Raw genomic sequence first — 24067 nt, 5'->3', positions numbered from 1 at the left:
TTCCCCCGCCGCTCTCCCCAGATCAGCGGCAGGCGGCCCGGCTATCCCCTTGGCCGGGCCGCCTTCCTTTTGCCGAAGTGCTAGAAGCCCAGCCGGGCCGTCAGTCGAATGTCGCGGCCGCCAAGCGGGGCATAATCCTTGAGCATACTCGTGCTGCGCCGGGCGACGACATCGAAGATGTTGTTCGCTACCAGCGACAGCGAGAATTCCGGGTTGGCAGAAAAGACGTGCCAGTCCACCGAGGCGTTCACCAAGGTGTAGCCGGGCGTGTCGGTCTCGATCGGCGCAGTGCGGGTGTGCGCGAAGGCATGCTCGACCTCAAGCCGCCCGTCGACTTCGCCCCGCGTTCCCTCCAGCGCGCCCAAGATTCGGAAAGGCGGAATGAACGGCGCCGGACCATAATTCTTCACCGTGGCATGGACTGCATCGGCCTGGATCTCGCCCTTCCAGCGCACACCGAGCGCTTCGCCGAGCTTTGCACTCGCCTGGGCTTCGAACCCGTAATAGTTCGCCGCGCCCTCGCGGGTCTGGAACACCGGCAGGTCGTCGAGGACAGCCCCCGTCGGTGCCTGGAAAATGAAGTTCGAGAAGTGACTGTAGTAGACGTTTGCCGACAGGTTCACCGGTCCAGCGTCTCCATTCAAAGAGCCTTCGACGCTGAGGCTGGTTTCCGGATCGAGGTTCGGGTCGCCGATTTCGAACGACTGGCTGCCGCCGTGCGGGCCGTTGGCGAAGAGTTCGTCGATCGATGGTGCACGCGCGCTTCGCGATACCGTCAGACCCGCACGCCAGCCCGGCGTGAATTCGTACTTGCCGCCGAGCGATCCGGACCAGGTCGTGAAGTTCCGAGACAGGTCCGGCGTTCCGAGTTGCACGTCCGCGTCGGCGGTGAGCTTGCTGAACTCGATGCGGGCGCCGCCTTCCAGCCGAAGTGGGCCGCGAACCAAGGTCTGCAGTGTGAACAGCCCCGTTTGCCTCTGGTCGCTGTCCGGAAGGAATTTCTCGTCGCCGCGGATCCTGGCATTGCGGTCGAGATACTGGATGCCGGACGTTCCGCCCCAGCCCTGGCGTTCCGATTGCACCAGTTCAAAGCGGCCTTCACCGCCCTTGCTGAAGAAGCTGGAGCCGACGTCGCCATTCTCCTCCAGTTCATCGTGGTGATAGTCGGCATAGCCGGCCCGTGCGCGCACCTGGTTGAAAAAGCCGGAGATCGGCACTTCGGCGCGGAAGTCGTAGCGCGTCTGCTCCTGGTCGATGGTCGGCGCTTCCGCCTCGATCCCAGGGACGAGCGAATAACGGATCGGCACTTCATACTTGGCGGTGTGCCGGGTGACCGAGGCGCCGACGTTCAGGCCGCCGTCGATATAAGCGAAACCGATCGCCCCTTCCTTCGATTCCGATGCGGAATTGGGGAGATCGCCTTTCAGATCGGCAAGGGCCTGAATGTCCGGATCGGGACTGGCTGCTGCCTGCTCGCGGAGGTCTTTCGACAAGATGAAGCCGCCGGTGCGAAGATCGTCGGTCTTGGTCCAGTTGCCGTCGACATGAAAGACGAACTTCCCGGCAACCGGCACGTCGAACGCTCCGTTGAGCAACCGCTCGTCAGCGGCGGACCCGTAGCCTGCGAGAACGTTTACTCCGACTACGTTCTTAGGGACGCGACGCGGAATGCGCGTGTCGATGACATTGACGACGCCGCCAATCGCGGAAGATCCGAACATCAGGGCCGAGGGTCCGCGAAGGACCTCGATGCGATCGGCGGTGATCGGGTTGATGGAAATCGCATGGTCGGGCCCCGAAGACGATACGTCCAGGCTGCCGATGCCGTCGGTCAGAACCCGGACGCGATCTCCGGACAAGCCGCGAAGGACCGGAGCCGACGCCGTCGGGCCGAAGCTGGTCGCGCTGACGCCCGGCTGCCGCGCCAGTGTCTCGCCGATGCTGACCCGCAACTCCCGGGTGAGGTCGCCTGCATCCAGCACGGAAATGCCGCCAATGACATCGCTCGACTTCTTGCGGATGCCGGTGACGATGATCTCATCCGATTGCGCGTGGTGCGCGTCTTCGGCGCTTCCCGGTACGGGATCGGCGGTCGCCGCGGCCGCGGCCGCAGAGGAATCCGCATTCGTGCTCGCCGTTTCGGCGGCCAGAGCGGGGGATGCAAGGAGGGTGAGGGCTGCCGCAAGGGCCAGTCGCGAGGTTTCCATCAGTCCTGATTGGCTACGTAACGAAGCGTGCCGCGTAGAGCGGATGTTATACTGTTACAAGCGATTCTCGACGAACGGAGGGTTTTAAAGGCATCCCTCGTTGTGGTGGCCTTCGTGACAATGGTGTTCGGCTTCGGCCCCGAGATGTTCGACCTGGATGGTCGAATGAGAAATCCCGAACAGCTGATGCACATAAGCCCGCGCCTGGCGGAGGATGACGTCGCGGTTTACATCATGGCCGACCACCAGATGGACCGTCAGTGCGGTCTCGGTCGTGCTCAGTGCCCAGATGTGCAGATGGTGTGTGTCCTCGACTCCGGGCAGCTTCGATAGAGCGCTCGAAACCTGGTCCGGGTCGATTCCCTTGGGAACGCCGGCAAGGGTCATCGAAACGGACTCGGTCAGCAGGCTCCATGTGCCCCACAAGATGAAAGCGGCCACGAGCAGGCTGATGATCGGGTCGATCCAGAGCGCTCCCGTCATGATCATCAGATAGCCCGCGACGACGACCGCGGCCGAAACCGCGGCGTCGGCGGTCATGTGAAGGAAGGCTCCGCGGATGTTGATGTCGTCATGGCGGCCCTTGGCAAACAGCCAGGCCGTGATCCCGTTCACCAGGATGCCGACGGCAGCCACGATCATCACCAAGCGGCCGTTGGACGGTTCCGGATGCGACAGCCGTTGCAGAGCCTCCGCAATTATCGCGCCGACGGCGACCAGGAGGACCAGCGCATTGATCAGAGCAGCGAGGATCGAGCTTTTCTTAAGTCCGTAGGAAAAGCGCGCCGACGGCTTCCGCTTGACCAGCGCAGCGCCTGCCCAGGCCACGAGCAGACCGAAGACGTCGGAAAGATTGTGCCCCGCGTCCGCCAGCAAGGCAGTGGAATTGGCGATCAGGCCGAAGACTGCCTCGACCACGACGAAGGTCAGATTGAGCACCGTCCCGATGAGGAAAGCCCAACCGAAGTCCGCGGGGGAATGGCTATGGTCGTGGTTGTGGCCTGCCATGCGGCCGAAAGCCTAATGTCGCGCGGAGTCGGGAGCAAGCAGGCTTGCCAGCGAGGCCGCGAAGGCTAGTGCGTCGGCATGTTCGTCTCCCATCTCGAATGCTCGCTTACCGGTGAGCACTATCCCGCAGGCCAGCCGCACAACCTAAGCAAGGCGGGAAAGCCGCTGCTGGTCCGCTACGATAGCGATCGGGCTCGCCAGACGATGACCCGCCAAAGCCTTGCCGCGCGCCAACCGGGGATGTGGAAATGGCGCGAGCTGCTGCCATTGGCGGAGGAAGTTGAGCCGGTCAGCCTCGGTGAGCCGGAAACTCCGATCATCCCGCTCCGGGTCACGGCTTCAAAGGCGGGGACGAAAAGCCTGCTAGTGAAGGACGAGGGGCGTTTGCCGACGGGCTCGTTCAAGGCACGCGGGCTCACGATGGCCGTATCGATGGCGAAGCAATTCGGGATCCGCAGCGTCGCGCTCCCTACCAACGGCAATGCGGGTGCTGCGCTGGCGGCTTATGCAGCGCGGGCGGGGATGGAAGCGGTCGTCGTCTGTCCCGCGGAAACGCCGGAAATCAATGTTCGCGAAACCGCGGCCTACGGCGCTCGGGTGTGGGTGGCGGACGGGCAGATCGACGAATGCGGCCGACTGATCCGCGAGGGCGCCGCCGAAGGGCGGTGGTTCGACTGCTCGACGTTGAAGGAGCCCTACCGCCTGGAAGGCAAGAAGGTCATGGGCTTCGAACTGGTCGAGCAGCTCGGCTGGAAAATTCCAGACGCAATCTTCTACCCGACCGGCGGCGGCACCGGCCTCATCGGGATGTGGAAGGCGTTCGACGAACTGGAAGCGGTCGGGCTGATCGGGCCGGAGCGACCGCGCATGTACGCCATCCAGGCGGCCGGCTGCGCGCCGATGGTCCGGGCGTTTGAGCGAGGCGACGAGTTCGCGGAGCGGTGGGAAGGCGCGGCGACGGTCGCTACCGGCATCCGCGTACCCAGCGCGGTCGGCGACTTCCTGATCCTGCGCGCGGTCCGCGAAAGCGGCGGAACGGCAATCGCCGTCGAAGAACAGGACATCCTGCGGGCCGTCGAAGACGTTGCTCGCGACGATGGACTGCTGCTTTGCCCTGAAGGCGGAGCGGTGCTGGCCGGCTGGCGGATGGCGCTAGGAAGCGGCCTGGTCGGACGCGGCGAGACGGCTTTGCTTTTCAATTGCGCGAACGGGAACAAGTATCCGCTGCCGGATGCGTCGCGACGACTGGAGTTGGGAAGTGCGGAGGCGAGCGCGCTCTAACGCACAAAAAAGTAAACCCCGGCAACCGAAGCTGCCGGGGTTCCATGCTTCCTTTCCCTTTCGGGTCGTGAAGCACAAAGCAACAATACTTCACCCCGCCGATTGTTCCAGATTAATCTTGCATGTGACCGATCAAAACTGTGGATGCACCAGTGGATAAACCTGTGGGACTCGGCATTCCAATGTCCGAGCCCTGGAAACCGATTGTCGCGGTCAGGGGTTCGTGGCGCCGATGACCAAAAAGCAGACGCTTCGAATCGCGACCTACAACATCAACGGAATCAATTCCCGACTCCCCGTCTTGCTTCGCTGGCTCGAAGAAGCTCGTCCCCATGTCGTCGGCCTTCAGGAGTTGAAATGCACTGATGAGGCATTTCCGGCGAAAGACATCGAAGCCTTTGGCTATTCGGCGATCTGGCACGGACAAAAGAGCTGGAACGGCGTCGCCTTGCTCAGCCGGGTCGGCGAACCGGTCGAAACGGGCCGCGGCCTTCCCGGCGATCCGAACGATGAGCAGAGCCGCTATATCGAAGCTGCGATTTGCGGGATCCTGATCGGCAATCTCTACCTCCCGAACGGCAATCCATGGCCGGGTCCCAAATTCGACTACAAGCTCGCCTGGATGGACCGGCTGGACGCCTATGCGCGGCACCTGCTGGATAGTGGCTTGCCGGCGATGCTGATGGGCGATTTCAACGTCATCCCGACGGAGCAGGACGTCTACAAGCCGGAGCGCTGGGCGAAGGACGCGCTCTTCTCACCGCAGGCGCGGGAGAAATTCAAAGTGCTTGTTGCGCAAGGGTGGACCGACGCGCTCCGCTCCTTGCACCCGGACGAGCGCATCTACACCTTCTGGCATTACTGGCGGAACTCGTTCCAGCGCGACGCGGGCATCCGCATCGACCACCTCCTGCTCAGCCCGCCGCTGGCCGAGAAGCTGGTAAAAGCCGGCGTCGATCGCGAACCGCGCGGCTGGGACAAGACCAGCGACCACGCGCCGACCTGGATCGAGCTGAAGGTCTAAGGAGAAGCTGGTGCCGGATGCAGGATTCATATTCTGGCTCCTAAACAACTGCGAACACATGAGATTAGTCGGACTTGCACTGAGCGCTACCCCCGTTCTTACCCCCACATGATTAGTCATTGGCCGCGACCCCTGTCGGACGATGATTGCTTTTCCACACGACTAGGTCTCTTTCGCGCCAGCGGACCGCGTTCCCACCCAAGTCAAATGGCCGAGGAAAGGTGCCTCGGTCGATTCGGCGATAGATCGTCGAACGGCTGAGGCCCGTTACCTTCTCCACTTCTCTACGCCGAAGATATTTATCGTTGTTCATGATTGCTCCGTGATGTTTAGGCGCGGGCGCCAGCTCAACCTGTTCAGACCTTCATGTCCGCTCCCGTGCATTCCTGCACGTGCCCACTGTTGTAGCGGCGGCGTTCACAACAGGACCCGTCGGCTGTTGTAAGGGGCGAGGTTACAACAGCAGCGACGAATTGAGCGGACCTGGGGTCACCGAATTGTCGGTCGGTTGAGCTTTGCTAGAATTCAGCGGGCAGCCGCGTGCGCTCGTGGGGTGAATGCCCCCGCTTCGCCGTCAGGCAAAAAGGGGCCGAAGTTCGAATCCTGTCCGGTGCGCCACCTCGCCAGAATCGCCTTACATTCGGTTGAGAGCGAGGCACCTGACACGCCGAGCGTCCGCCCAGTAACGCCCAAAAGGGAGATGGAAGAGGCCGCTTGAGCGAGCTGGAATAGCCCGCATCCGAGCTCACGATTGCTGGCCGCAAGATCAAAGAGCCACAGACCAGAAAAATGCGGCTTGCGCGAGCTTGGTGCCGATCTCTGACGCAACAGGCGCGCAATCGAGGCGAACTTCGCTAGGTAGACAGGCCCATCTCGAATGTTTCAGAAGGTGGAACGGGGACGTTGACGCACCGACGCGTGGACCTATATGTTCTTATAATGTTCCGGGGTTAACGGGTGACACAGTCGAACTCACAAGCGCCGAACTCGGGTTGGTGGCTGAAGGCGCTAGGTGTCGCCGTGCTCTGCCTCGTGTCCGGCGTTCTCGGTGGGGCGCTCACTCGAAACTTTGGCACAAGCAGCTATTCCTTGTCCTACGCTGACTTCATCTCGATCATGCTGACGGCCGTGTCGCTGCTCATGACGGTGCTCGCGATATTCCTGGCTGTGTTCGGCGTCATCGGTTGGAACGCAATTCAGGGTCGAGTGCATCAGCGCACCGAAGAGTTTTTGAACGAGGGCTTCAAGGAAGGTCGGCCGCTCTACCAGATGCTGGAAACGCGAGCGACGGAGATCATCTACGAAGGCATTATTCCGGTCGTCGGGGCCGAGGACGATGAAGAAAATAAGGAAGACGGAGAAGAATGACGGCTGCTCTTTGGAGCCGCGTGGACGCTGATAAGGCCGCGATCGCGCGGCGATACCTTACCACGTATCCAGTAAAGGTGGGTGAGCTGGCCGAAGAACTCGGCCTCAAGGTTGTGCGCGCGCCGCTCCCGCCGAAAATCTCGGGTCTAATCCAGCCTTCGGCCGATGCGCCTGCGGGCTTTGAAATCAAGGTGAACAAATACGAAGTTCCGGAGCGACAACGCTTCACAGTAGCTCACGAAGTGGCCCATTACCTGCTTCATCGTGGCGACATTGGCGCGGGCGTTGTGGACAGCATTATGTATCGATCGAGCCTCACTTCGCGAAAGGAAACTGAAGCCAACAGGCTAGCGGCAGAGATCATAATGCCGGCCAATGAAGTCTCGAAAGAACTAAGACGACTGGGCGGTGTCCGCTCCGATAGTGTTGCGGAAGAGCTTGCGGCTATTTTCAGAGTTTCCGTGCCTGCTATGAAGGTAAGGTTGGGGGTCGCGTAGAAAGCTCTGAATGCTTCAGAACATCGCTTATTGTCCCATCCTCCAAACGAGGGTCGCGGAGATCAAGGCGCTGTTCCAGTTGCCGGCGACAACGAAGGATCGCATTTTCCCTCTCATTCTCGCCGCACCGTGGCCGAATGCCAAAGAGCTCAGCCGAACTTGGGAAAAGATCGTCGAAGCGATGGGCGGGCGTCGGTTCGCGCTGGATCTCGATCGCGCGCGCCAAGGAATGTCCAGCGGCAAGGAAGCTGCAGCGCAATTCGACGCGCTGTTCGACCCCAACGATGGCTTCACCAACTACTACGAAGTACTGCGGTCGATACCTTCGGCTATCCCAGTGCTGCGAATACTAGGTGGCAACCTGCTAGAGCTGGACGCACAGACCGCGCACATTAACAACTTGGACCGCGGCTTGGTTGTGCACCTTGAACACGGCGCGATCATCAATCCGCTCACGGCTGTAGATGAGGTGCTTCAGCGCTTCGAGGACGTGACGTTTTTCGTGGATGCCGGATGGTCGAATGATTTGCTCGGAAGGGAGCTGTGGGCTTCGCAAATTATCGAGCGCATCACAGACGGGAAGCCCGAAGCCGAACTGGTTGTCGGTGGCAGCAGCTTCCCGGACTCCTTCAGGAACATCGGCGCTCGCGGAGTGATCCCTATGAAGGAACGCTCGCTCTACAGTAACCTCGTTCGCCGCCATAACGCGGCGCACCTGACTTACGGCGACTGGGGCAGCACTCGACCGCGGTCGGGCCCGGCTCCGATGAAGAACATTCCCCGACTGGACGTGCCCACGACCACCGAGTGGGTGTCGTTTCGACAGGACGGCGGCTCGGCAACCCCGGAGACCTACGCGGCGATTGCGCGGAGGGTCATTGCCGATGCCGTGTGGCCGGGCGATCTAGGCATTTGGGGAACATACGTCATCGAAACCACTGCGAACGAACTACCGGGAGCGATTGGGAGTCCGGCGGTCGCAGCGGCCGCACGCATCAACATTCACATGCACCGACAAGCATTCTTCGGTGAGCCGGATGCGATCGGGGATACAGAAGAGCCATTCGTCGACATCTGATCAGTCACACCCGGTAGGTTGTTAGGGGGAGGCATAACATGAACCCTGAGGTCGCTTCGCTTCACGAACGCATGGCCCAGGGCGGCGACTGGCGAGCCTTCCAGCAAGAGATTGCGCGGCTGAACAAGGAAGCGCGCACACAGGAAGAATATGTGACGGTGCTCGAAGCGCACCGGAACCTGATCGCAGTCGCCGAACATTGCTTCCCGCCAGAGATCGCAGCCGAGATTCAGCGCATCGGCGAAGGCGAATACCAGCTCTTCCTCAACGTCGAAGCCATGGAAGGCGATATGATCAACCCTGTCATGCTCGATCGGATAACAGCGCGGGAAGTGGCGGCAGGGCGGCTCGATCCGGAAAGCGACTTCAGGAAGCTCGCGGAAGCTGGCAGCACTGTCCTCGGTGATAGCGCGGACATGCGTTACGATCGCAAGCTAGGAGATAGTATCGGCGTGGCTGGACTTGTGGTGGGCACGCTGGCCTTCTTCCTAATCAGCAAGGGCATCGGGATGGTGATTTTTGTAGCCGGCATGGCGGCTGGTTGGATCATCAATGAACAGCGGAAGAGGCAAGCGATGGAGGCTACGCAGGTCGATCGCATTGGTCGCGGATACAAGTAGGAGCACGAACGATGGTCGGTGAAGCAACGATCCGTCACCGCGAGCTGCAACGGCAAGCGAAAGAGCTTCGGCAACTCGCGGAGGATTACCAGAAGGCCGACCCGTCCGGCCCCGAAGAACGCGTGGCGAGAAATGCACTTCGGGAGTTCGCGGAAAACCTAACGAGCAGCCGAATGTCCGAAGTGTATGACGTCGCCTACGAGACCTACGGACCCCATGCGATGCGCGGCGTGAGTGCTTGTTGGACCCTAGTGCACAACTGGAACGCCTAGCCATGCTGCCACCTACATGCCTCGATTTGGTTGTGAGGCGCAGGCCATTGCACTCCTGGGAATCGCGGAGTGCATGAACGAGTCAGACTTCTTCAGTTGCTCTGCTCGCGCGACACTGTGAAGGGTCTCCGCGCGAGGGCTTTGACGTGAAGATCGAACGACTGACCATCGAGGGTTTCCGCTGCTTCGGACCGGATGGTGTCACCATTCCGTTTGAGCCAACTGTCACGGCCCTGATCGGGCCTAACGGCTCCGGCAAGACGGCAGTCTTCCACGCGCTCGCCAGACTGTTCGGAACGTCTACCGCGCAGCGCGCTGTCCGGAAGTCGGATTTCCATATAGCCGCCGACGACGCAGAGATTGCCGATGGCGCCGTGCTTGCAATCGACTGCGTCCTCTCATTCCCGGAGCTCGACGAGGGCGAAGAGGAAGATGCTGTTCCGGACGTCTTCCAACACATGTGCGCAACCGAGGAGGGCGCTCCGCTCAAGGCGCGAATCAGGCTTCAGGCGACATGGGAAGACGATGCGACTCCGGAAGGCACAATCACCGAGGAGGTTCGCTGGGTCCGAACGCTCCGCGATGAGTACGACTGGGACGAATGCCCGCGAGTGCAGCCGGTCGAGCGCGCTTTCGTCCAGCTCGTCTACGTTCCCGCTACCCGCAATGCGGTCGACCAGGTCACCGGACTCCTGAAGAGCCGGCTTTGGCGGGCGGCGCAATGGTCCGAACGCTTGGCGGAGGTCACGCTAGATGCTGGCAACAGGCTTCAGGCGCAGTTTGCCGACGAGGATCCGGTCGAGTTCGTCTCTGAGCGCCTTGAGCGACGCTGGGCCGAAGTCCGACAGGCGGACACCCACGCGCGCCCAGTTCTCCGGCTGATTGAGAACAAGATCGACGCCCTACTGCGCCGCGCGGAGTTCCACTTCCTGCCCGATCATACCGAACAGCCGAGGCGCCTCGAAGACCTGAGCGACGGTCAGCGATCCCTGTTCCATATCGCCCTGACCGCGGCCACGCTCGAGATGGAAAGGGACGCTCTTGCTGCCAACGCCGAGGACTCGGCATTCGACCAACAACGGCTCAAGCGAACCTACCTGACCCTGCTCGCAATCGAGGAGCCGGAGAACAGCTTATCGCCGTTCTTCCTCTCGAAGATCATGGGTCAAGCGAGGAGCATCGGCGAGATGCAGGGGGCGCAATCGATGATATCGAGCCATAGCGCTAGCATCCTCAGTCGCATCGAGCCGGAGGAGGTACGTCATACTCGCATCAACCTCGACACTGGGGCATCATCGGTCCGGGCGCTGACCCTTCCGCCCGAGGGTAGCGAAGCGCGCAGCTACATCCGCCTTGCGGTTCGCTCCTATCCGGAGCTCTATTTTGCGCGTTTCGTGATCCTTGCGGAAGGCGAGTCCGAAGCGATCGTTTTGCCTCGCCTTGCGGAGGCGATGGGCTTCCCGCTCGACCGGTCATTTGTTCCGATCGTTCCGCTCGGTGGGCGGTTCGTGCGCTATTTCTGGCGGCTCCTGAACGATCTCGACATTCCCTTTGCGACGCTCCTCGACCTTGATCTCGGCCGTGCTCATGGCGGTGCTGCCGTGATCGCGGCCATCGTGGGTCAACTCCGCCGGATTGGTAACGACCTGTCGCACAATGCGGCCGTCCTCTCGGAGGAAATCGATCCCGACAACGTAGCCGACATCGACGATGCGGAGCTTCTCGAGGAGGATCAGGATCACGTTTGGCTGAAGGCGCTTCAGGATGAAAACGTGTTCTTCTCGTCGCCGATCGACCTCGACTTCGTGATGCTGTGCAAGTTCGACGACGAATATATGATCGCGCGAGCTGGTGGACGTGGCCCGCAGACGGGCGAACGAGCAGCCGAGCGCGCCAAGGACGCTACGCTCAAGACGGGCGGCAATCCGGAATTGTACGACGACTCATGGGACAGCCGGTTTCGTTGGTACCCGTACCTCTTTCTCGGCGAGAGTAAGCCCGAAGCACACCTTCGGGCGCTGGCCGGTATGTCGAACCGAAGGCTGCGGAGTGGCGCCCCGCCCGAGCTAAAGGCTCTCCTAACAAGAGTTCGCGAGACGCTCGACCAGTGACGCTCGTCGCTCCTGAGGAGTGGCGGCCGCAGGGGATCGACGATCTCGAGCCGCGCGCCTGGGAGGCGCTCCGCGAGGTGGAGCGAAGCGTTTGCGTGACCGCAGGGGCAGGCGCCGGGAAGACGGAATTTCTCGCCCAAAAGGGAAGTTATCTACTGGAGACGGGTCTCTGTCCGGCGCCGAAACGCATCCTTGCGATCAGCTTCAAGCGAGATGCTGCGCGCAACCTCTCCGACCGGATCGTGGCGCGGTGCGCACCGGATCAGGCCCGGCGATTCGTGTCGATGACCTTCGATGGATTCACCAAGCATATGCTCGACCAGTTCCGCGAGGCCGTTCCGGAGGATTTCCGACCTCCGGCAAATTATGCCATCGCGATGGACACGCGGGACGAACGCAATGACTTCATTCGGCGACACAGCTTCGGGGTGGCGGCTGATCGTCTCGGACGCGCCGTCGCCGAATGCCCTCTACCGATCGTGGAAGTTGAGAACGAGCGTGCCCGCGAAATCCTCGGCCCCTACTGGCGCGACCAGTACGAGCATTTCGACAGGGCCTATCTGACGTTCGCGATGATCAATCGCCTCGTCGACTATATGCTTCGAACGAATCCCGGCATCCGCCAGGCCCTGATCAGTACCTACCCTTATGTATTCCTCGACGAATTCCAAGACACGACCACAGCGCAGTACGACCTCGTTCGCACGGCATTTGGCCGCAGCGATAGCGTGTTCACGGCCGTCGGCGATGACAAGCAAAAGATCATGGGATGGGCGGGCGCGATGGACGCGGCCTTCGTTCGTTTCACCGCCGATTTTCGTGCCCGATGCACTGCGCTTCAATCCAACTGGCGCTCGCATGAGGATCTGGTCGCCATCCAGCACGCCGTGGCCACTCGGATCGATCCGGCAGTCGAGCACGCCATTGCGCGCGGTCGTAGAACTGTCGACGGCACGATCGCGGCGATTTGGGAATTCCCGACTCGCGAGGATGAAGTCGAAGGCCTCGCGGAATGGATCGCGGGCAAGGTCGAGGGCGGCTCGGTCGAGCCGCACGACGTCGCAATCTTGGTCCGGATGCTCGCCAATAATGTTGAGGACGAGCTCGCACCTGCCTTCACGAGGCACGGCCTGATTCTCCGCAACGTTGCGCGAAATGTCGGGACGATCGCGATCCAGGATCTGCTTGCCGAAGAGCTGACGCAGAGCCTGCTACCCTTCCTTCGGCTGGGTGCGGCTCGGCGGAATGCCGATGCATGGGCGGCTGCGCGATCCGTCCTGCAATGGCTCGAATCTCCGGACGGGGAGGACGAGATCGCCCAGGAACGGGCGATCGCGAGGGTGGAAGAAATCTCGAAAAGGCTCCGGGTCCGGATGGGGCGACAGGCTCCCGACGCCGCCGCCAACGTGCGCGGCGTAGGCCGACTGGCGCTGCGCGAAATTGGTGAGCCGCTCATTCGTAGAGCCACGCCTTCCTATCAGCGTGATGCCGACTTCGAGCGAGTTCTCGAGGGCTTTCTGCTGCTGCTGGAGGAATCCGCCGAACTCGGCGGGACATGGAATGAAGTGCTCGACCGTTTCGAAGGTATTGGTCAGGTGCCGCTGATGACGGTCCATAAAAGCAAGGGCCTTGAGTTCCACACCGTCATCTTTTTCGGCCTGGACTCCCGATCGTGGCGCAGCCTGCAGCCAGGCGCCGAGGAAGAACTTAAGGCCTTTTTCGTGGCTCTGACCCGCGCGAAGCAGCGCGCCTTCTTCACGTATTGCCGCGGTCGCGGCCAACCGATCGAATGGCTCGAAGAGCTGCTTGGCGACCTACTTCCGCGCGTCTTTTTTGTTTGATGACGCGATGGTTGACTTCAGCTCGCACGACGTAGCAGTGAGTAGCCGAGTGTGTGCAACGGGCCGAAAGCGACCGAAGGCAGAATTTCTCCGAACGGCCAACAACCAACGCCCATCTTCATCTTGTCGGGTGAGAGCGAAGAATCACGGTGTTCTGGGGATCTGAGTAAGTGGCGCACCGGACATAACAATGATGGGCACTCAAATCATTGGGAAGTCTGTGTGCCGCTAAGCGGCTAACTTCAGCTTCGCACCGTGCCTAGGGTGCCAAACTCGAGACGTAAGCGGACTATTCTCAGCATATTTCTTAGCTGCGGGTGGCGGTCGCCAAAACTTGACCAGCAGCCCGCTGCTCAGCGTCGCGCTTGCAAAATTTGCCTTAGACCTGAACATTATGGACCTCATCGGCAACCGGCTGACGATCTGCTCATGCGGTCTCATTGCTGATCGGCTGTTGTGGAGGGCATGGGTATCGTGGCGGGCGAAGAACCGGCAACAGGCGAGTTCGCAGACTTTGCGCTTGGCGGAACCGGCGATGTCTACAGCCTGCTCGATGCGAATGAAGAGCGCAGCGGGGATGCGCTGCGTGCAAGCGAGCGCGAACTCCGCCTGATCATCCAAAGTCTTGCCGGCATGATCTGTATCTTCTCGCCGGCTGGCGAGCTCATCAGCGGCAACCAGCAGCTTCTCGATTATTTCCGGGAACCGCTCGAGGAGATCGGGCGGTGGGCGACCAACGGCACGACGCATCCCGACGATCTCGAGCATTGCATCGCCTGCTTCACCAAATCCCTCGCGTCCGGTGAACCCTACGACTTCGAAACGCGGTTCCGGCGCTTCGATGGCGCCTTTCGCTGGTTCCAGGTGCGCGGGCATCCGCTCCGCCGGCCGGACGGGGAGATCATCCGCTGGTACGGGCTGCTGACCGACATCGACGACCGCAAACGCGCCGAGGAAGCGCTCCGCGCGAGCGAGATCGACTTGCGCCTGACCCTCGACAGCCTGCCTGGCCTGGTCTGCACCTTTTCCGCAGACGGGCGGTTCGAAGGGGGCAACCAGCGCTTCTACGATTATCTCGATATCGACCGGGACTCCGCCGAAGCCTGGGCAAGCAAGGGGCCGGCGCACCCCGACGACAAGGATCGCGCGATCGCCGTCTTCCGCGAGGCCATGATCACCGGCGAGCCCTACATGTACGAGGCCCGGGCGCGCTGCTTCGACGGCGTGTATCGCTGGTTCCAGGTGGTTGGACGTCCGCACCGCGACGACGAAGGCCGCCTCGTTCGCTGGTACAGCCTGCTTGTCGAGGTCGACGACCGCAAGCGCGCGGAACGCGAGCTTGAAGCCAGCGAGCGCAATCTGCGGCTGACCATCGACACCATTCCGGCGCTGGCTTGGTCAGCCCGCCCGGACGGCAGCACGGATTTCCTCAACCAGCATTATCTCGACTATGTCGGACAGCCACTTGAGCGCCTGCTGGAATGGCAGTGGATCAGCTTTATCCATCCTGACGATCTTCCGTCACTGACGGCCGCATGGACCGGATTCAGATCGCGCGGGCAAGGCGGGGAGGCCGAGGCGCGGATCCGGCGTCATGACGGCCAATATCGCTGGTTCCTGTTCCGCGTCGACGCGCTCCGCGACGAGGCCGGCGACATCGTCAAATGGTACGGCGTCAACACCGATATCGAGGACCGGAAACTGGCCGAGGCGGCGCTGCAGCGGAGCGAGACCTTCCTTGCCGAGGGTCAGCGCATCAGCGCTACCGGCAGCTTCTCCTGGCAAGTCGACTCGGACGAGCTTACCTTCTCCGCAGAACTCTACCGCATCTTCGAATTCCGGCCGGGCGATGTCGTGACCCTCGACGACATCGCCGCCCGTGTGCATCCTGAGGACCAAGCCCTGCTTGCGGCGAGGATGGCGGAAATCCGCTCCGGCTCAGACAATCCCGAATATGAGATCCGTCTCGTGATGCCGAGCGATCGAGTGAAACATGTGAGCGTGTTCGGGCGCATTGTGCGGCATGATGACGGGCGCACCGAGTGCTTCGGTGCCGTCCAGGACGTCACCTTGCGAAAGCAGGCCGAGGAAGGACTGCACGAGGTCCGGTCCGAGCTTGCGCACGTCACCCGGGTCCTGAGCTTCAGCGCGCTGACGGCGTCGATCGCGCACGAAATCAACCAGCCCTTGTCGGGCATCATCACCAACGCCAACACATGCCTGCGGATGCTTGCCGCCGATCCGCCCAGGATCGATACCGCGCTCGAGACCGTGCAGCGCACGATCCGCGACGGTCGCCGGGCGGCCGATATCGTTGCCCGCTTGCGCAAGCTCTATTCGAAGAAGACCGAGCGGAGCGACAGTGTCGATATCAACGACGCCGCGGCCGAAGTCGTCGCGCTGCTCTCCGCTGACCTTCAGCGCAAGAGGGTCATCGTTCGGACCGAGTTCAGCGCGGATCTGCCGCCAATCCCCGCCGACCGCGTGCAGTTGCAGCAGGTGATCCTCAATATGATCACCAATGCCGCGGAGGCGATGTCCGGCGTCGAGGGACGGGAACGCGCGCTGACGATCAGGACCGATCGCGACGGCTCGGGGGGCATTATCCTCAGTGTTCAGGATGTCGGGATCGGCCTTGGGGGTGACAGCCCGGAAGACGTCTTCCGCCCGTTCTTCACGACCAAGCCCACCGGCATGGGCATCGGCCTATCCGTCAGCCGCTCGATCGTTGAAAGCCACGGCGGGCGGCTCTGGGCAGTGCCCAATGAAGGGGAGGGCGCGACCTTTTCCTTCGCGATCCCCCAAAGCGCCGAAACCTTGGAGGGATCGGCGCCCGCCCTGGACGGCGCAGGCTCCTGAACTCCACTAGCCACCACGGCCCCGCGCTGGACCAGGGTCCTCTCAGGGCGGCTCCAGAACCGATACTAAAGTGCAGTTGGCTTGCCGATCACCGCTGCCTAGCCAAAGCCGGAGGGCGCGTCGGCATGGTTAGAGTTGGTCTGCTCATCTTGAGTGAAGTTGCAGCAGGGGCATTGGCCGCCACGCCCGCATCCGCCCAGGAGGCGCGCACCCCCGATCGAGACGAGATCATCGTCACTGCCCAGAAGCGAAAGCAGACTGACGATAGTGTCGGCATGTCGATCACCGTCGCAACCAAAGACCCTCTCCGGTTGCGGGGCATCGATGCGGTTGCCGACCTGCCGCGGCTCGTTCCAGGGCTGACCCTTCAGGACAGCACCTTCGCTTCCACGTCGTTCACGCTACGCGGCGTTGGGTTCTTCAACAGCGACCTGTCCACCCCGCCGGCGGTCACCGTGTATGTCGACGAGGCGCCGCTGCCGTATCCGGCAATGACCAGGCTGGCGGCGTTCGACCTCGAGCGGGTCGAAGTCCTGAAAGGGCCACAGGGCACGTTGTTCGGCCAGAATGCCACCGGGGGCGCGATCAATTATATCGCCTCCGCGCCGTCATCGGTGCTTCACTCGGGCGCTGATCTGACCTTCGGCCGCTTCGACCGACTCCAGGTCGGCGGCTTTGTCTCCGGACCGCTGGCAAAGGGACTGACGGCACGTGTGGCGGTCCAGGCGCGCTGGGGCGACGGCTGGCAAAAGAGCATCACCCGGCCCGATGACCGGCTCGGGGGCATCGAGGAATATCAGGGACGGGCGACCCTGGAGTGGATGGCGAGCGACCGGTTATCGAGCCGCCTCGTCCTAACCTTCACACATGACGGTTCGGAAAGGCCTGCCGGCCAGTTCATCGCTGCCGTTCCGCCGCGGCCGGCGCTAGCGGTTCCAGGCCTCTTGACCTTTCCGGTCATTGAAAGGCCACGCTCGGCCGACTGGAACCTGTACCGGGCCGATACTGGCGAGCGCATTTCCTATGCGGGCAATACCAATCTCTTCCACACCCGCTGGCGCAGCGACTATGAGCTTGGGGATCGGCTGACGCTGACCTCGCTGACCTCCTTTGGGCGCTTCCATCTTGCTTATGCCCAGGATCCCAACGGAACGCCGTTCAGCCTCAACGAAGTGATCGACAAGGCAGGAAAGGTCTCATCCTTCTTCCAGGAGTTCAGGCTCGCCGGACATGAGGGCCGTCTCAATTGGTTGGCGGGTCTCAATTATACGCGTGACCGCATCTCCGATGCACCTCGCCAGCTTTTTCGCGACGTCGACTCCTCGCATCTGTTCCAGGCTGTCGACCCGCTCGCTTATGTCGACGCCAACCAGCTGCGCAACCGCACCCGCGTCCAGACCTACGCCGCGTTCGGGCGGGTCGAATATGCCTTGTCGAGCAGGCTGACGGCGGAGGGCGCCTTGCGCTTCACAATCGACCGTCGGACCTTCGACAGTTGCGCGCTTGCCGTGACCGATCACTTCGCGCGATTCTGGAACCTGTTCCGGCGTGGCCGGCAGCCCCTCACCCAAGTCGGGGACTGCTATGTCCTTGATCCGGCCAACGACCTGCAGCCGGTCGACAATGTGCACAACAAGCTTAACGAGAATAGTCTCTCGTGGCGGTTCGGCCTGAACTGGACGGCAAGGCCGGGCCTGCTCGTCTATGCCAACGCCAGTCGGGGCTACAAAGCGGGGACGTCGCCGGTCGCTGCCGTCTCCACGGTCAACCAATATAAGCCGATCGGGCAGGAATCGGTCCTCGCGTACGAGGCCGGACTCAAGGGCTCGTTCTTCGATCGCCGCCTCCACCTCGCGGCCTCCGGATTTTATTACGATTATCGCGACAAGCAGCTGCGGAGCGCCCGGCTCGACCCTCCGTTCGGGCCGCTGGAGGCCTTGGCCTCGATCCCGAAATCCCATGTGATAGGAGCCGAGGTTCAGGTCATCGCGCGACCATTTGACGGACTGACGCTTGATACCGCCGCGACCTACACGCACAGCGAGATCGATAGGTTCGTCGGCTACGATGGGTTGACCAACTTCGGCAATCAGTCGGGGACGCCCTTTCCGTTCTCGCCAAAGTGGCAATCGATCACCAACCTCGACTATGAATTTCCGCTTGGGCGGGGCGTTCGCGCGTTTGTCGGCGGCTCGCTGACCTATCGCAGCGGCACGTATGCCGGCGTCGGCAGAAGGCCGGCGCTCCGCATCGATCCCTATACCCTGATCGACCTCCGGGCAGGCGTTGCGATCGGTGAGCGCTATCGGGCGTGGCTCTGGGCGCGCAACGTCACGAACGAATATTACTGGACCAACGTATTCTCAAACGCGAACGCCGTGTCCCGCTTCGTCGGCCAGCCGGCCACTTATGGGATCGCGCTGTCGCAGCGAATGTAGGGTCCAGCACGCGGACGGATCCCGCGGAGCGCAGCGCCGGCAAGGGTCGCTTCGCGACCTTATGTAGCCACGGGGAACTTCAGTCCGCGCGGCCGGTGGAATTCCGGATCGCGCTTCAGCGCGGCGATTTGCTCGAGATAAGGGACATAGAGTTCCCGTGCAAAGTCGGCGCGGGTTGACTTCCAGTCGCGGAACCACTCCGAGATAATGGAAAGTGCACTGTTGGGAATCGCGCCGGCCTGGACCATGCGCAGGACAGCCGTGTCGTGAAGATGCTTGAACCTGTCGCCTACCGCATCCTCGACGAACATGACCTCGAAGCCGTTGGCGATTGCATCGACTGCAGGGAAGGCCAGGCACGTCGAGGTGACGATGCCGGCCATGACCAAGCGTTTCCGGCCGGTCGCTTTCACCGCCTGCACGAATGCCGCATCGTCCCACGCGTTCATCGAAGACCGGTCGATTTCCGTGACGTCCGGGAGTGCTGCTTTCAACGACGGGATTGTCGGACCATCCACTTTCATCTCCACGCCGACAGTGCTCAGCACCACGGGAATATCGAAAGCGAGAGCGGTCTTCGCGAGTGACAGTGCATTGAGTTCGATGACCCTCCGATCTTGTTCGAAAATGAGGTCGAGTACGTTCTCCTGGTAATCGATCAGCACCAGCGCGCAATCGGAGGCGTCCCACACGGCACGCGGGTCCGGATGGGGTGCTGGGATCGTTTCGGTTGTGGACATCGGGATGTTCCTCTCTCGGCATGCACTCGAAGCCCGCGCGATGGCGCCGGCTTGCCGAACAGATGGTCTCCGGAACGCGAGGCCGACATCGCACCAAGGTATTGTCGACACCAAAGTCTCCGGTATGCCGCCTGTCCACGAGATCATGCTTCCTGGCTGCAGGGAAGTGCGGGGCATCAACCTGTTCGCGGATCATTTTCAAAGGCCGGGAACGCAGCCGGTCTCCGTCGGCTGAGGTGTCCGCCTTGTTACCTGGTATCGCTTGAGTGCCCTCTTGCTGCTCTCGGGTCCCGTTCCTTACCTACCTTTCCTGACGACTGGACCCGACGGGACTTCGATCGTCGACGCCTCGGATGTCATCGCAGCAACGGAGCACAGAATGCATTCTCAACAACTGACCGACGCCGCCCAGCCGCCGTCTGACGTTCGCCGCCTGGTTCACATCGGCAACGGCCGGGGGAACCGGGAGATGCTGCGGCTGATGAGTCCGTCGGATCTTGGTGAACATCTCAAGCCTTTTGTGTTCCTTGATCTGTTCGCCGCCGACATGCGCCTTATGCAGCAGTCGATGTCGATGCATCCCCATTCGGGCATTGCGACCGTCACCGTGATCACCGAAGGCGACATGGTCTATGACGATCCGCAGTCGGGAAGGGGCACCCTCGAATACGGCGGTGTCGAATGGCTGCGCGCCGGCGGCGGGGTCTGGCACGGAAAGGAACTGGCTGCCGGGGAATCACGTCTGACGCGCGGTTTCCAGCTTTGGCTGGCGCTTCCGCCCGAGCTTGAGAATGGAACGGTCGACAGCCAGTATATCGGGGCGCGAGACATGCCTCGGGTCGGACCGGCGACTGTGATCCTCGGCCGACACGCGAGCGCTGTTAGTCCCGTCCGCGCACCTGAGGGCATAACCTACCTGCAGGTGCGGCTTTCTCCGGGCGAGCAATGGGCCTTTACCCCGGAAGATGGGCAGAGTGTCGGCTGGTTCGCAGTGGCTGAAGGCGAGGTTGACGCCGGCGGACGGGTCTCTGCGGGCCAGATCGCATTTTTCGAGGACGGGGCCGGACCGATGTCGTTCCGGGCGCACTCGACCTCCGGAGCCACCTTTGTCCTTGGCGCTGCGATCCCGCACGATCATCCGCTCTATCTGGGATATTATTCAGTCCACACCACGGCAGAAGCCCTCGCGGCAGGCGAGCGGCGGATTGCCGAACTCGGTGCCAGGCTGATGGCATCGGGCGACCGACGGACGGCCTCCGGCAACGTTCCCGTCTTCCGGTGAGCTTCGAGCGTCCAGTTGAGATGCGGACGAGGCTCGATGGGCCTGAAGGAAGTCCTCCGGCGGATCTCTTAGGCCCGCTCGGTTACTTCTTCGGTGAGAGAGGGTCGGCTGTCGGAATGCCACGGCAGGATGATGTTGAACCGAGCCCCGCCAAGCTCCCGGTCAGGCTCGAACCAGAGCTTTCCGTTGTGCCGCTCCACGATCGACTTGCTGACGGATAGCCCCATCCCCATCCCGTCTGCCTTGGTCGAATAGAACGCCTCGAAGATCCGGCCAGCTTCCGGCGCCGCAATGCCGCGTCCGCTGTCGGCGACCGTCAGCAGGGCGCCGCCGTCTCTGGCGACGGTCCTGATTACGATCCGCCGGGGGCGATCGTCGGGATCGCCGATCGCGTCGGCGGCATTGAGACACAGGTTGAGGATGACCTGTTGGAGCTGGACGCGATCGCCGGGGACCTGCGGCAGGTCGGGGGCGAACTCGGTGGACAGCGAGATTCGCCGTCGCTGCAGCTCCGTCGTGCAGAGTGCGACCACCTCGCGCGCGGCCTCATTGAGGTCGATCGCCTCGAGGGTGAATTCCTGCCGGCTGAAGAGCCCGCGTAGCCGCTTGATGACTTCCGAGGCGCGGTTCCCATCGCGCAGGCTGCGCTGCGCGGTATTGATGGCGCCGGCGATGTCCGGCGGATCTGCTGACAACAGCCGGATACAGATGCTGGCGTTGGTGATGATGCCGGTGAGCGGCTGATTGACCTCGTGCGCGATCGAAGCGGTCAGTTCGCCGAGGCTCATCGCGCGGGTGACGTGGGCAAGCTCCGAGCGCAGTTCATCGAGAGCATCCCCGATCTTTTTTCTCTCGCTGATGTCCTGGATCGAGCCCATGACCACCGGGCGGTCGTCCGGCTCGTTGAGGAAGTGCGCAACGGCATGGAGGTAGACAATCTCGCCGTCGGGCCGGATGAAACGGAACGTCTCGTCGAAAGCGCTCCTGTCCGCCATCGCTCGGGCGAAGCCTTCATCGAACAGGTCGAGATCGGCCGGATGGACGTGGTCGCGAAACTCGCGCAGCTTGGCCGGCGCGCATCCGAGGATGCGATAAAGCTCGTCGGACTGGATGTGCGCGTCGGTGAGAACGTCGGTCCTGAAGCTTCCCGTATGCGTCAGGCGCTGGGCTTGGTTGAGATGCTCATGCGCCTCGCGCAAGTTGCGCTCGCGCTCGGCAAGTTCCTCCTCGGCGCGCTTCCGGTCCTCGATATCGGTGTTGATGCCGTACCACTGGACCACCTTGCCCTGCTCGTCGCGAAGCGGCCTCGTCTGGAAGCGGAACCAGCGGTAGACTCCGTCGTGGCGAAGCAGGCGCGCTTCCACTTCCGCGCCCGAGCCCGTGTCCCGGCATGCGGCCCAGGTGGTCCCGATCGTTTCCAGATCGTCCGGGTGGACGAGGCTGGTCCACTGCCAGTCGGCGAGATCGTCATGGGAGCGACCGACGAATTCGAGATATTGCTTGTTGAAGAAGTTGGCAGTTCCGTCGGCGCGCGCCGACCAGGCCATGGCCGGAACGGTGTCGATGATGAGGCGCAGGTTCCGCTCCCGCGCGGCAAGCGCCGCCTCGGCGATTTTGCGGTCGTGGACGTCGGTCAGGAGCACGTGCCAGGCGAGGATCTCGCCGCGCTCGTCGCGAAGCGGCAGGCCGCGATTGCCGAACCAGCGATATTCTCCGTCGTGCCGGCGCAGGCGCTGCTCGATGTCGTAGGGCGTCCCGCTCGCCATCGAGCGTCCGAATTGCTCGGCGACATGGGGCATATCGTCGGGATGAACGATCCCGTTCGTCCCCCAGTCCTGCAGGACATCGATATGGGCCCCGCAATAGTCGATGATCCGTTGATTGACGCGCTCGACCCGTCCCGCCGGACCCAGCACGGCAACAAAGCCGGGAATTCCCTCCACCAGCGAATTGGCGTTGAGCTCGCTGATCCGGAGTGCGGCCTCGACGCGCTTGCGCTCACTGACCTCGGCCTCGAGCGAGGCATTGGCCGCAGCAAGTTCCGCCGTCCGCTCGGCAACGCGGCGATCGAGTTCGAGCGCGTTCTCGCGCTGGTTCCGGTCAAGTTGCGCCTGTTGCAGGGCCGCCAAGGCCAGGTTCGAGGCGACATTCAGGAGCAGGCGCTCATTTTCCTCCGGAAATCCGGGGCGCGAGGCGCCGACGACCAGACTGCCATATTCCCCTCGCATCCCAAGCGGGCTGTGCGCGAGCAGCAGCCTGATTCCAGACCTCTCGAGGGTCACCTCACGCGGCCAGGAGGAGTTGTTCTGACCTTCGTGTCGAGACAGGAAGGTCAGGACCTCATCGGCAACCGTACCGGCCAGGTGGGGTCCCAATTCGATCGAGGCGCCGCCGCTTGAGTCTCCGGCGGCCTTTGGGCAGGTGAAGGCAAAGTCCAGCTCCAGCATCGCCACCAAAGCTTCTGCGAGGCTCAGCCCGATGTTCGGGGAAGCGGTCCCCCAGGCGCTCGAGAGCGCAAGGAGGGCGACGAGATCATTGAGGACCTGTCGCAGGCCGTTGCTGTCAGGTTCGGGCCCGGTTGCGGCTCTGCCCGTCACGCGGCCGCGATGCGCCGCTCCGCCAGGAATTGCTCGGGCGGAGTGTAGAAGGGATTTTGTTGCAGCGCTGTTCCGATGAGGACCATCGGATGCGTGCGCATGATGTCGATCATCATCGCGCCGCTCATCCTGCGCGCGTCATAGACGCAGATCACGACGTCGGGATGGCTGTTCCAGATGTGGTTCACGCGCGCCTCGAACTCGATCAGCTGTTCAGGGTCAGGTTCAGCCTCGTGCACCCAATCCATGTTGCAGACGATCCGGCTTAGCGGAAACTTCCGGTCGGGGCCCCCGCCGGCCATGGTCTCGAAGGAGTCGAGCATGCGCTCCTGGTCGAACTGGCCGTCCACCAGATAGGTGTCGACGTTCCGGCGCAATTCGAGCTGGCCGGTCGTCAGTCCGGTGCTGACGTCCACGCCTTCTTCCTCGAGGGTCGAGACATGCTGGGCGATCTCGTCCTCGCGGAGGATGTGGACCGCCTTGTGCCCCGCCGCGAAACCCTCGGTGATGAACGGCATCAACACTCGCCGTGCCTCTTCACCGCTGCCGAAGAATGCGCAGATGTGACGCCGCTCATGAAGATGCGCGCAGCCGAGACTGACAGGGACCGGATCTTCCATACGCAGCCGCCCAACCAATGCGAGTTCCATCGCCGGTCATGCAGATAGCATCACTAGGCGTCACTCGGAACGCTGTTGATACCAAAGTATCAGCCGAAGACTACAGTGGCCGGGAATGGGCCGGACAAGCCCTCGTCCGAAGTCCCGCTGTCGTCGCTTCTCCCCGGCCTGTCTCGGGCAAGAGGGGCCCTACGATAGTATCTAGATACGATCGTCCAATCGCC

General features: G+C 62.3%; 18 protein-coding genes. 12 read left to right on the top strand and 6 right to left on the bottom strand.

Annotation, left to right across the window (positions count from 1 at the left end; translation table 11 throughout):
• Window positions 1-80 precede the first annotated feature (80 nt).
• Both ABD928_RS04620 and ABD928_RS04615 read right to left on the bottom strand, forming a co-directional pair.
• Window positions 81-2207, bottom strand: a complete 2127-nt coding sequence (locus ABD928_RS04620; RefSeq protein ID WP_187714616.1) for a TonB-dependent receptor — start codon at window positions 2205-2207, stop codon at window positions 81-83.
• Between the two features lie 84 nt (window positions 2208-2291).
• Window positions 2292-3215, bottom strand: coding sequence for a cation diffusion facilitator family transporter (locus tag ABD928_RS04615; RefSeq protein ID WP_345166561.1), 924 nt, complete (start codon window positions 3213-3215; stop codon window positions 2292-2294).
• A gap of 78 nt (window positions 3216-3293) precedes the next feature.
• Here ABD928_RS04615 and ABD928_RS04610 point away from each other — a divergent pair, with 78 nt between their 5' ends.
• Together ABD928_RS04610 and xth are read left to right on the top strand one after the other, a co-directional pair.
• Window positions 3294-4496, top strand: a complete 1203-nt coding sequence (locus tag ABD928_RS04610; RefSeq protein ID WP_345166558.1) for a threonine synthase — start codon at window positions 3294-3296, stop codon at window positions 4494-4496.
• A gap of 232 nt (window positions 4497-4728) precedes the next feature.
• Entirely contained in the window at window positions 4729-5520 is a 792-nt protein-coding gene (gene xth / locus ABD928_RS04605; RefSeq protein WP_187714614.1) for an exodeoxyribonuclease III, read from the top strand.
• A 112-nt stretch (window positions 5521-5632) separates the two neighbouring features.
• On the opposite strand, the gene ABD928_RS15370 is transcribed toward xth, so the two are convergent.
• A complete protein-coding gene (locus ABD928_RS15370; protein ID WP_187714613.1) occupies window positions 5633-5833 on the bottom strand; it encodes a helix-turn-helix transcriptional regulator in 201 nt (66 codons plus the stop codon).
• A 644-nt stretch (window positions 5834-6477) separates the two neighbouring features.
• Between ABD928_RS15370 and ABD928_RS04600 the strand changes: the two genes are divergently transcribed.
• The 9 genes from ABD928_RS04600 (at window position 6478) to ABD928_RS04560 (ending at window position 18604) form a co-directional block, all read left to right on the top strand.
• The gene (locus ABD928_RS04600; protein ID WP_345166553.1) at window positions 6478-6888 is read left to right on the top strand and encodes a hypothetical protein; all 411 of its coding nucleotides are present in this window, start codon (window positions 6478-6480) and stop codon (window positions 6886-6888) included.
• Window positions 6885-7385: an ImmA/IrrE family metallo-endopeptidase gene (locus ABD928_RS04595; RefSeq protein WP_345166550.1), complete on the top strand. Its 501-nt coding sequence runs from the start codon at window positions 6885-6887 to the stop codon at window positions 7383-7385. The genes ABD928_RS04600 and ABD928_RS04595 overlap by 4 nt, the downstream gene beginning before the upstream one ends.
• 10 nt (window positions 7386-7395) lie before the next feature.
• On the top strand, window positions 7396-8463 hold the full coding sequence (locus ABD928_RS04590) for a beta family protein (protein ID WP_187714610.1): 1068 nt from the start codon (window positions 7396-7398) through the stop codon (window positions 8461-8463).
• Window positions 8464-8501: 38 nt separating this feature from the next.
• Window positions 8502-9083 carry a hypothetical protein gene (locus tag ABD928_RS04585; protein ID WP_187714609.1) on the top strand — a complete coding sequence of 194 codons (582 nt, stop codon included), beginning with the start codon at window positions 8502-8504 and terminating at the stop codon, window positions 9081-9083.
• Window positions 9084-9094: 11 nt separating this feature from the next.
• Entirely contained in the window at window positions 9095-9355 is a 261-nt protein-coding gene (locus ABD928_RS04580; protein ID WP_187714608.1) for a hypothetical protein, read from the top strand.
• A 146-nt stretch (window positions 9356-9501) separates the two neighbouring features.
• On the top strand, window positions 9502-11466 hold the full coding sequence (locus ABD928_RS04575; RefSeq protein ID WP_187714607.1) for an ATP-dependent nuclease: 1965 nt from the start codon (window positions 9502-9504) through the stop codon (window positions 11464-11466).
• Window positions 11463-13307 carry a UvrD-helicase domain-containing protein gene (locus ABD928_RS04570; protein WP_187714606.1) on the top strand — a complete coding sequence of 615 codons (1845 nt, stop codon included), beginning with the start codon at window positions 11463-11465 and terminating at the stop codon, window positions 13305-13307. Before ABD928_RS04575 ends, ABD928_RS04570 begins: the two co-directional genes overlap by 4 nt.
• A gap of 474 nt (window positions 13308-13781) precedes the next feature.
• The gene (locus ABD928_RS04565) at window positions 13782-16166 is read left to right on the top strand and encodes a PAS domain-containing sensor histidine kinase (protein WP_345166543.1); all 2385 of its coding nucleotides are present in this window, start codon (window positions 13782-13784) and stop codon (window positions 16164-16166) included.
• Window positions 16167-16291: 125 nt separating this feature from the next.
• A complete protein-coding gene (locus ABD928_RS04560; RefSeq protein ID WP_345166540.1) occupies window positions 16292-18604 on the top strand; it encodes a TonB-dependent receptor in 2313 nt (770 codons plus the stop codon).
• Window positions 18605-18663: 59 nt separating this feature from the next.
• On the opposite strand, the gene ABD928_RS04555 is transcribed toward ABD928_RS04560, so the two are convergent.
• Window positions 18664-19344 (bottom strand): isochorismatase family protein, encoded by a 681-nt coding sequence (locus tag ABD928_RS04555; RefSeq protein WP_345166537.1) that lies wholly within the window; start codon window positions 19342-19344, stop codon window positions 18664-18666.
• Between the two features lie 379 nt (window positions 19345-19723).
• On the opposite strand from ABD928_RS04555, the gene ABD928_RS04550 reads away from it, so the two are divergent.
• Complete coding sequence (locus ABD928_RS04550) at window positions 19724-20626, top strand: pirin family protein (protein ID WP_345166534.1); 903 nt, start codon at window positions 19724-19726, stop codon at window positions 20624-20626.
• Window positions 20627-20694: 68 nt separating this feature from the next.
• On the opposite strand, the gene ABD928_RS04545 is transcribed toward ABD928_RS04550, so the two are convergent.
• Window positions 20695-23223: a PAS domain-containing sensor histidine kinase gene (locus ABD928_RS04545; RefSeq protein ID WP_345166531.1), complete on the bottom strand. Its 2529-nt coding sequence runs from the start codon at window positions 23221-23223 to the stop codon at window positions 20695-20697.
• The gene (locus tag ABD928_RS04540; RefSeq protein ID WP_345166529.1) at window positions 23220-23843 is read right to left on the bottom strand and encodes an MEDS domain-containing protein; all 624 of its coding nucleotides are present in this window, start codon (window positions 23841-23843) and stop codon (window positions 23220-23222) included. The genes ABD928_RS04545 and ABD928_RS04540 overlap by 4 nt, the downstream gene beginning before the upstream one ends.
• Between the last annotated feature and the right edge of the window lie 224 nt (window positions 23844-24067).

It is taken from the genome of Sphingomonas daechungensis (genome assembly GCF_039543105.1).
GTDB classification, from domain to species: Bacteria; Pseudomonadota; Alphaproteobacteria; order Sphingomonadales; family Sphingomonadaceae; genus Sphingomicrobium; species Sphingomicrobium daechungense.
This window is presented reverse-complemented; position numbering and strand designations above follow the sequence as displayed.

Excerpts from the sequence above, each read along its gene's own strand:
- ABD928_RS04620 (WP_187714616.1), bottom strand. The coding sequence starts at position 2,207 with ATGGAAACCTCGCGACTGGCCCTTGCGGCAGCCCTCACCCTCCTTGCA.
- ABD928_RS04615 (WP_345166561.1), bottom strand. The coding sequence starts at position 3,215 with ATGGCAGGCCACAACCACGACCATAGCCATTCCCCCGCGGACTTCGGT.
- ABD928_RS04610 (WP_345166558.1), top strand. The coding sequence starts at position 3,294 with ATGTTCGTCTCCCATCTCGAATGCTCGCTTACCGGTGAGCACTATCCC.
- xth (WP_187714614.1), top strand. The coding sequence starts at position 4,729 with ATGACCAAAAAGCAGACGCTTCGAATCGCGACCTACAACATCAACGGA.
- ABD928_RS15370 (WP_187714613.1), bottom strand. The coding sequence starts at position 5,833 with ATGAACAACGATAAATATCTTCGGCGTAGAGAAGTGGAGAAGGTAACG.
- ABD928_RS04595 (WP_345166550.1), top strand. The coding sequence starts at position 6,885 with ATGACGGCTGCTCTTTGGAGCCGCGTGGACGCTGATAAGGCCGCGATC.
- ABD928_RS04590 (WP_187714610.1), top strand. The coding sequence starts at position 7,396 with ATGCTTCAGAACATCGCTTATTGTCCCATCCTCCAAACGAGGGTCGCG.
- ABD928_RS04585 (WP_187714609.1), top strand. The coding sequence starts at position 8,502 with ATGAACCCTGAGGTCGCTTCGCTTCACGAACGCATGGCCCAGGGCGGC.
- ABD928_RS04580 (WP_187714608.1), top strand. The coding sequence starts at position 9,095 with ATGGTCGGTGAAGCAACGATCCGTCACCGCGAGCTGCAACGGCAAGCG.
- ABD928_RS04560 (WP_345166540.1), top strand. The coding sequence starts at position 16,292 with ATGGTTAGAGTTGGTCTGCTCATCTTGAGTGAAGTTGCAGCAGGGGCA.
- ABD928_RS04555 (WP_345166537.1), bottom strand. The coding sequence starts at position 19,344 with ATGTCCACAACCGAAACGATCCCAGCACCCCATCCGGACCCGCGTGCC.
- ABD928_RS04550 (WP_345166534.1), top strand. The coding sequence starts at position 19,724 with ATGCATTCTCAACAACTGACCGACGCCGCCCAGCCGCCGTCTGACGTT.
- ABD928_RS04540 (WP_345166529.1), bottom strand. The coding sequence starts at position 23,843 with ATGGAAGATCCGGTCCCTGTCAGTCTCGGCTGCGCGCATCTTCATGAG.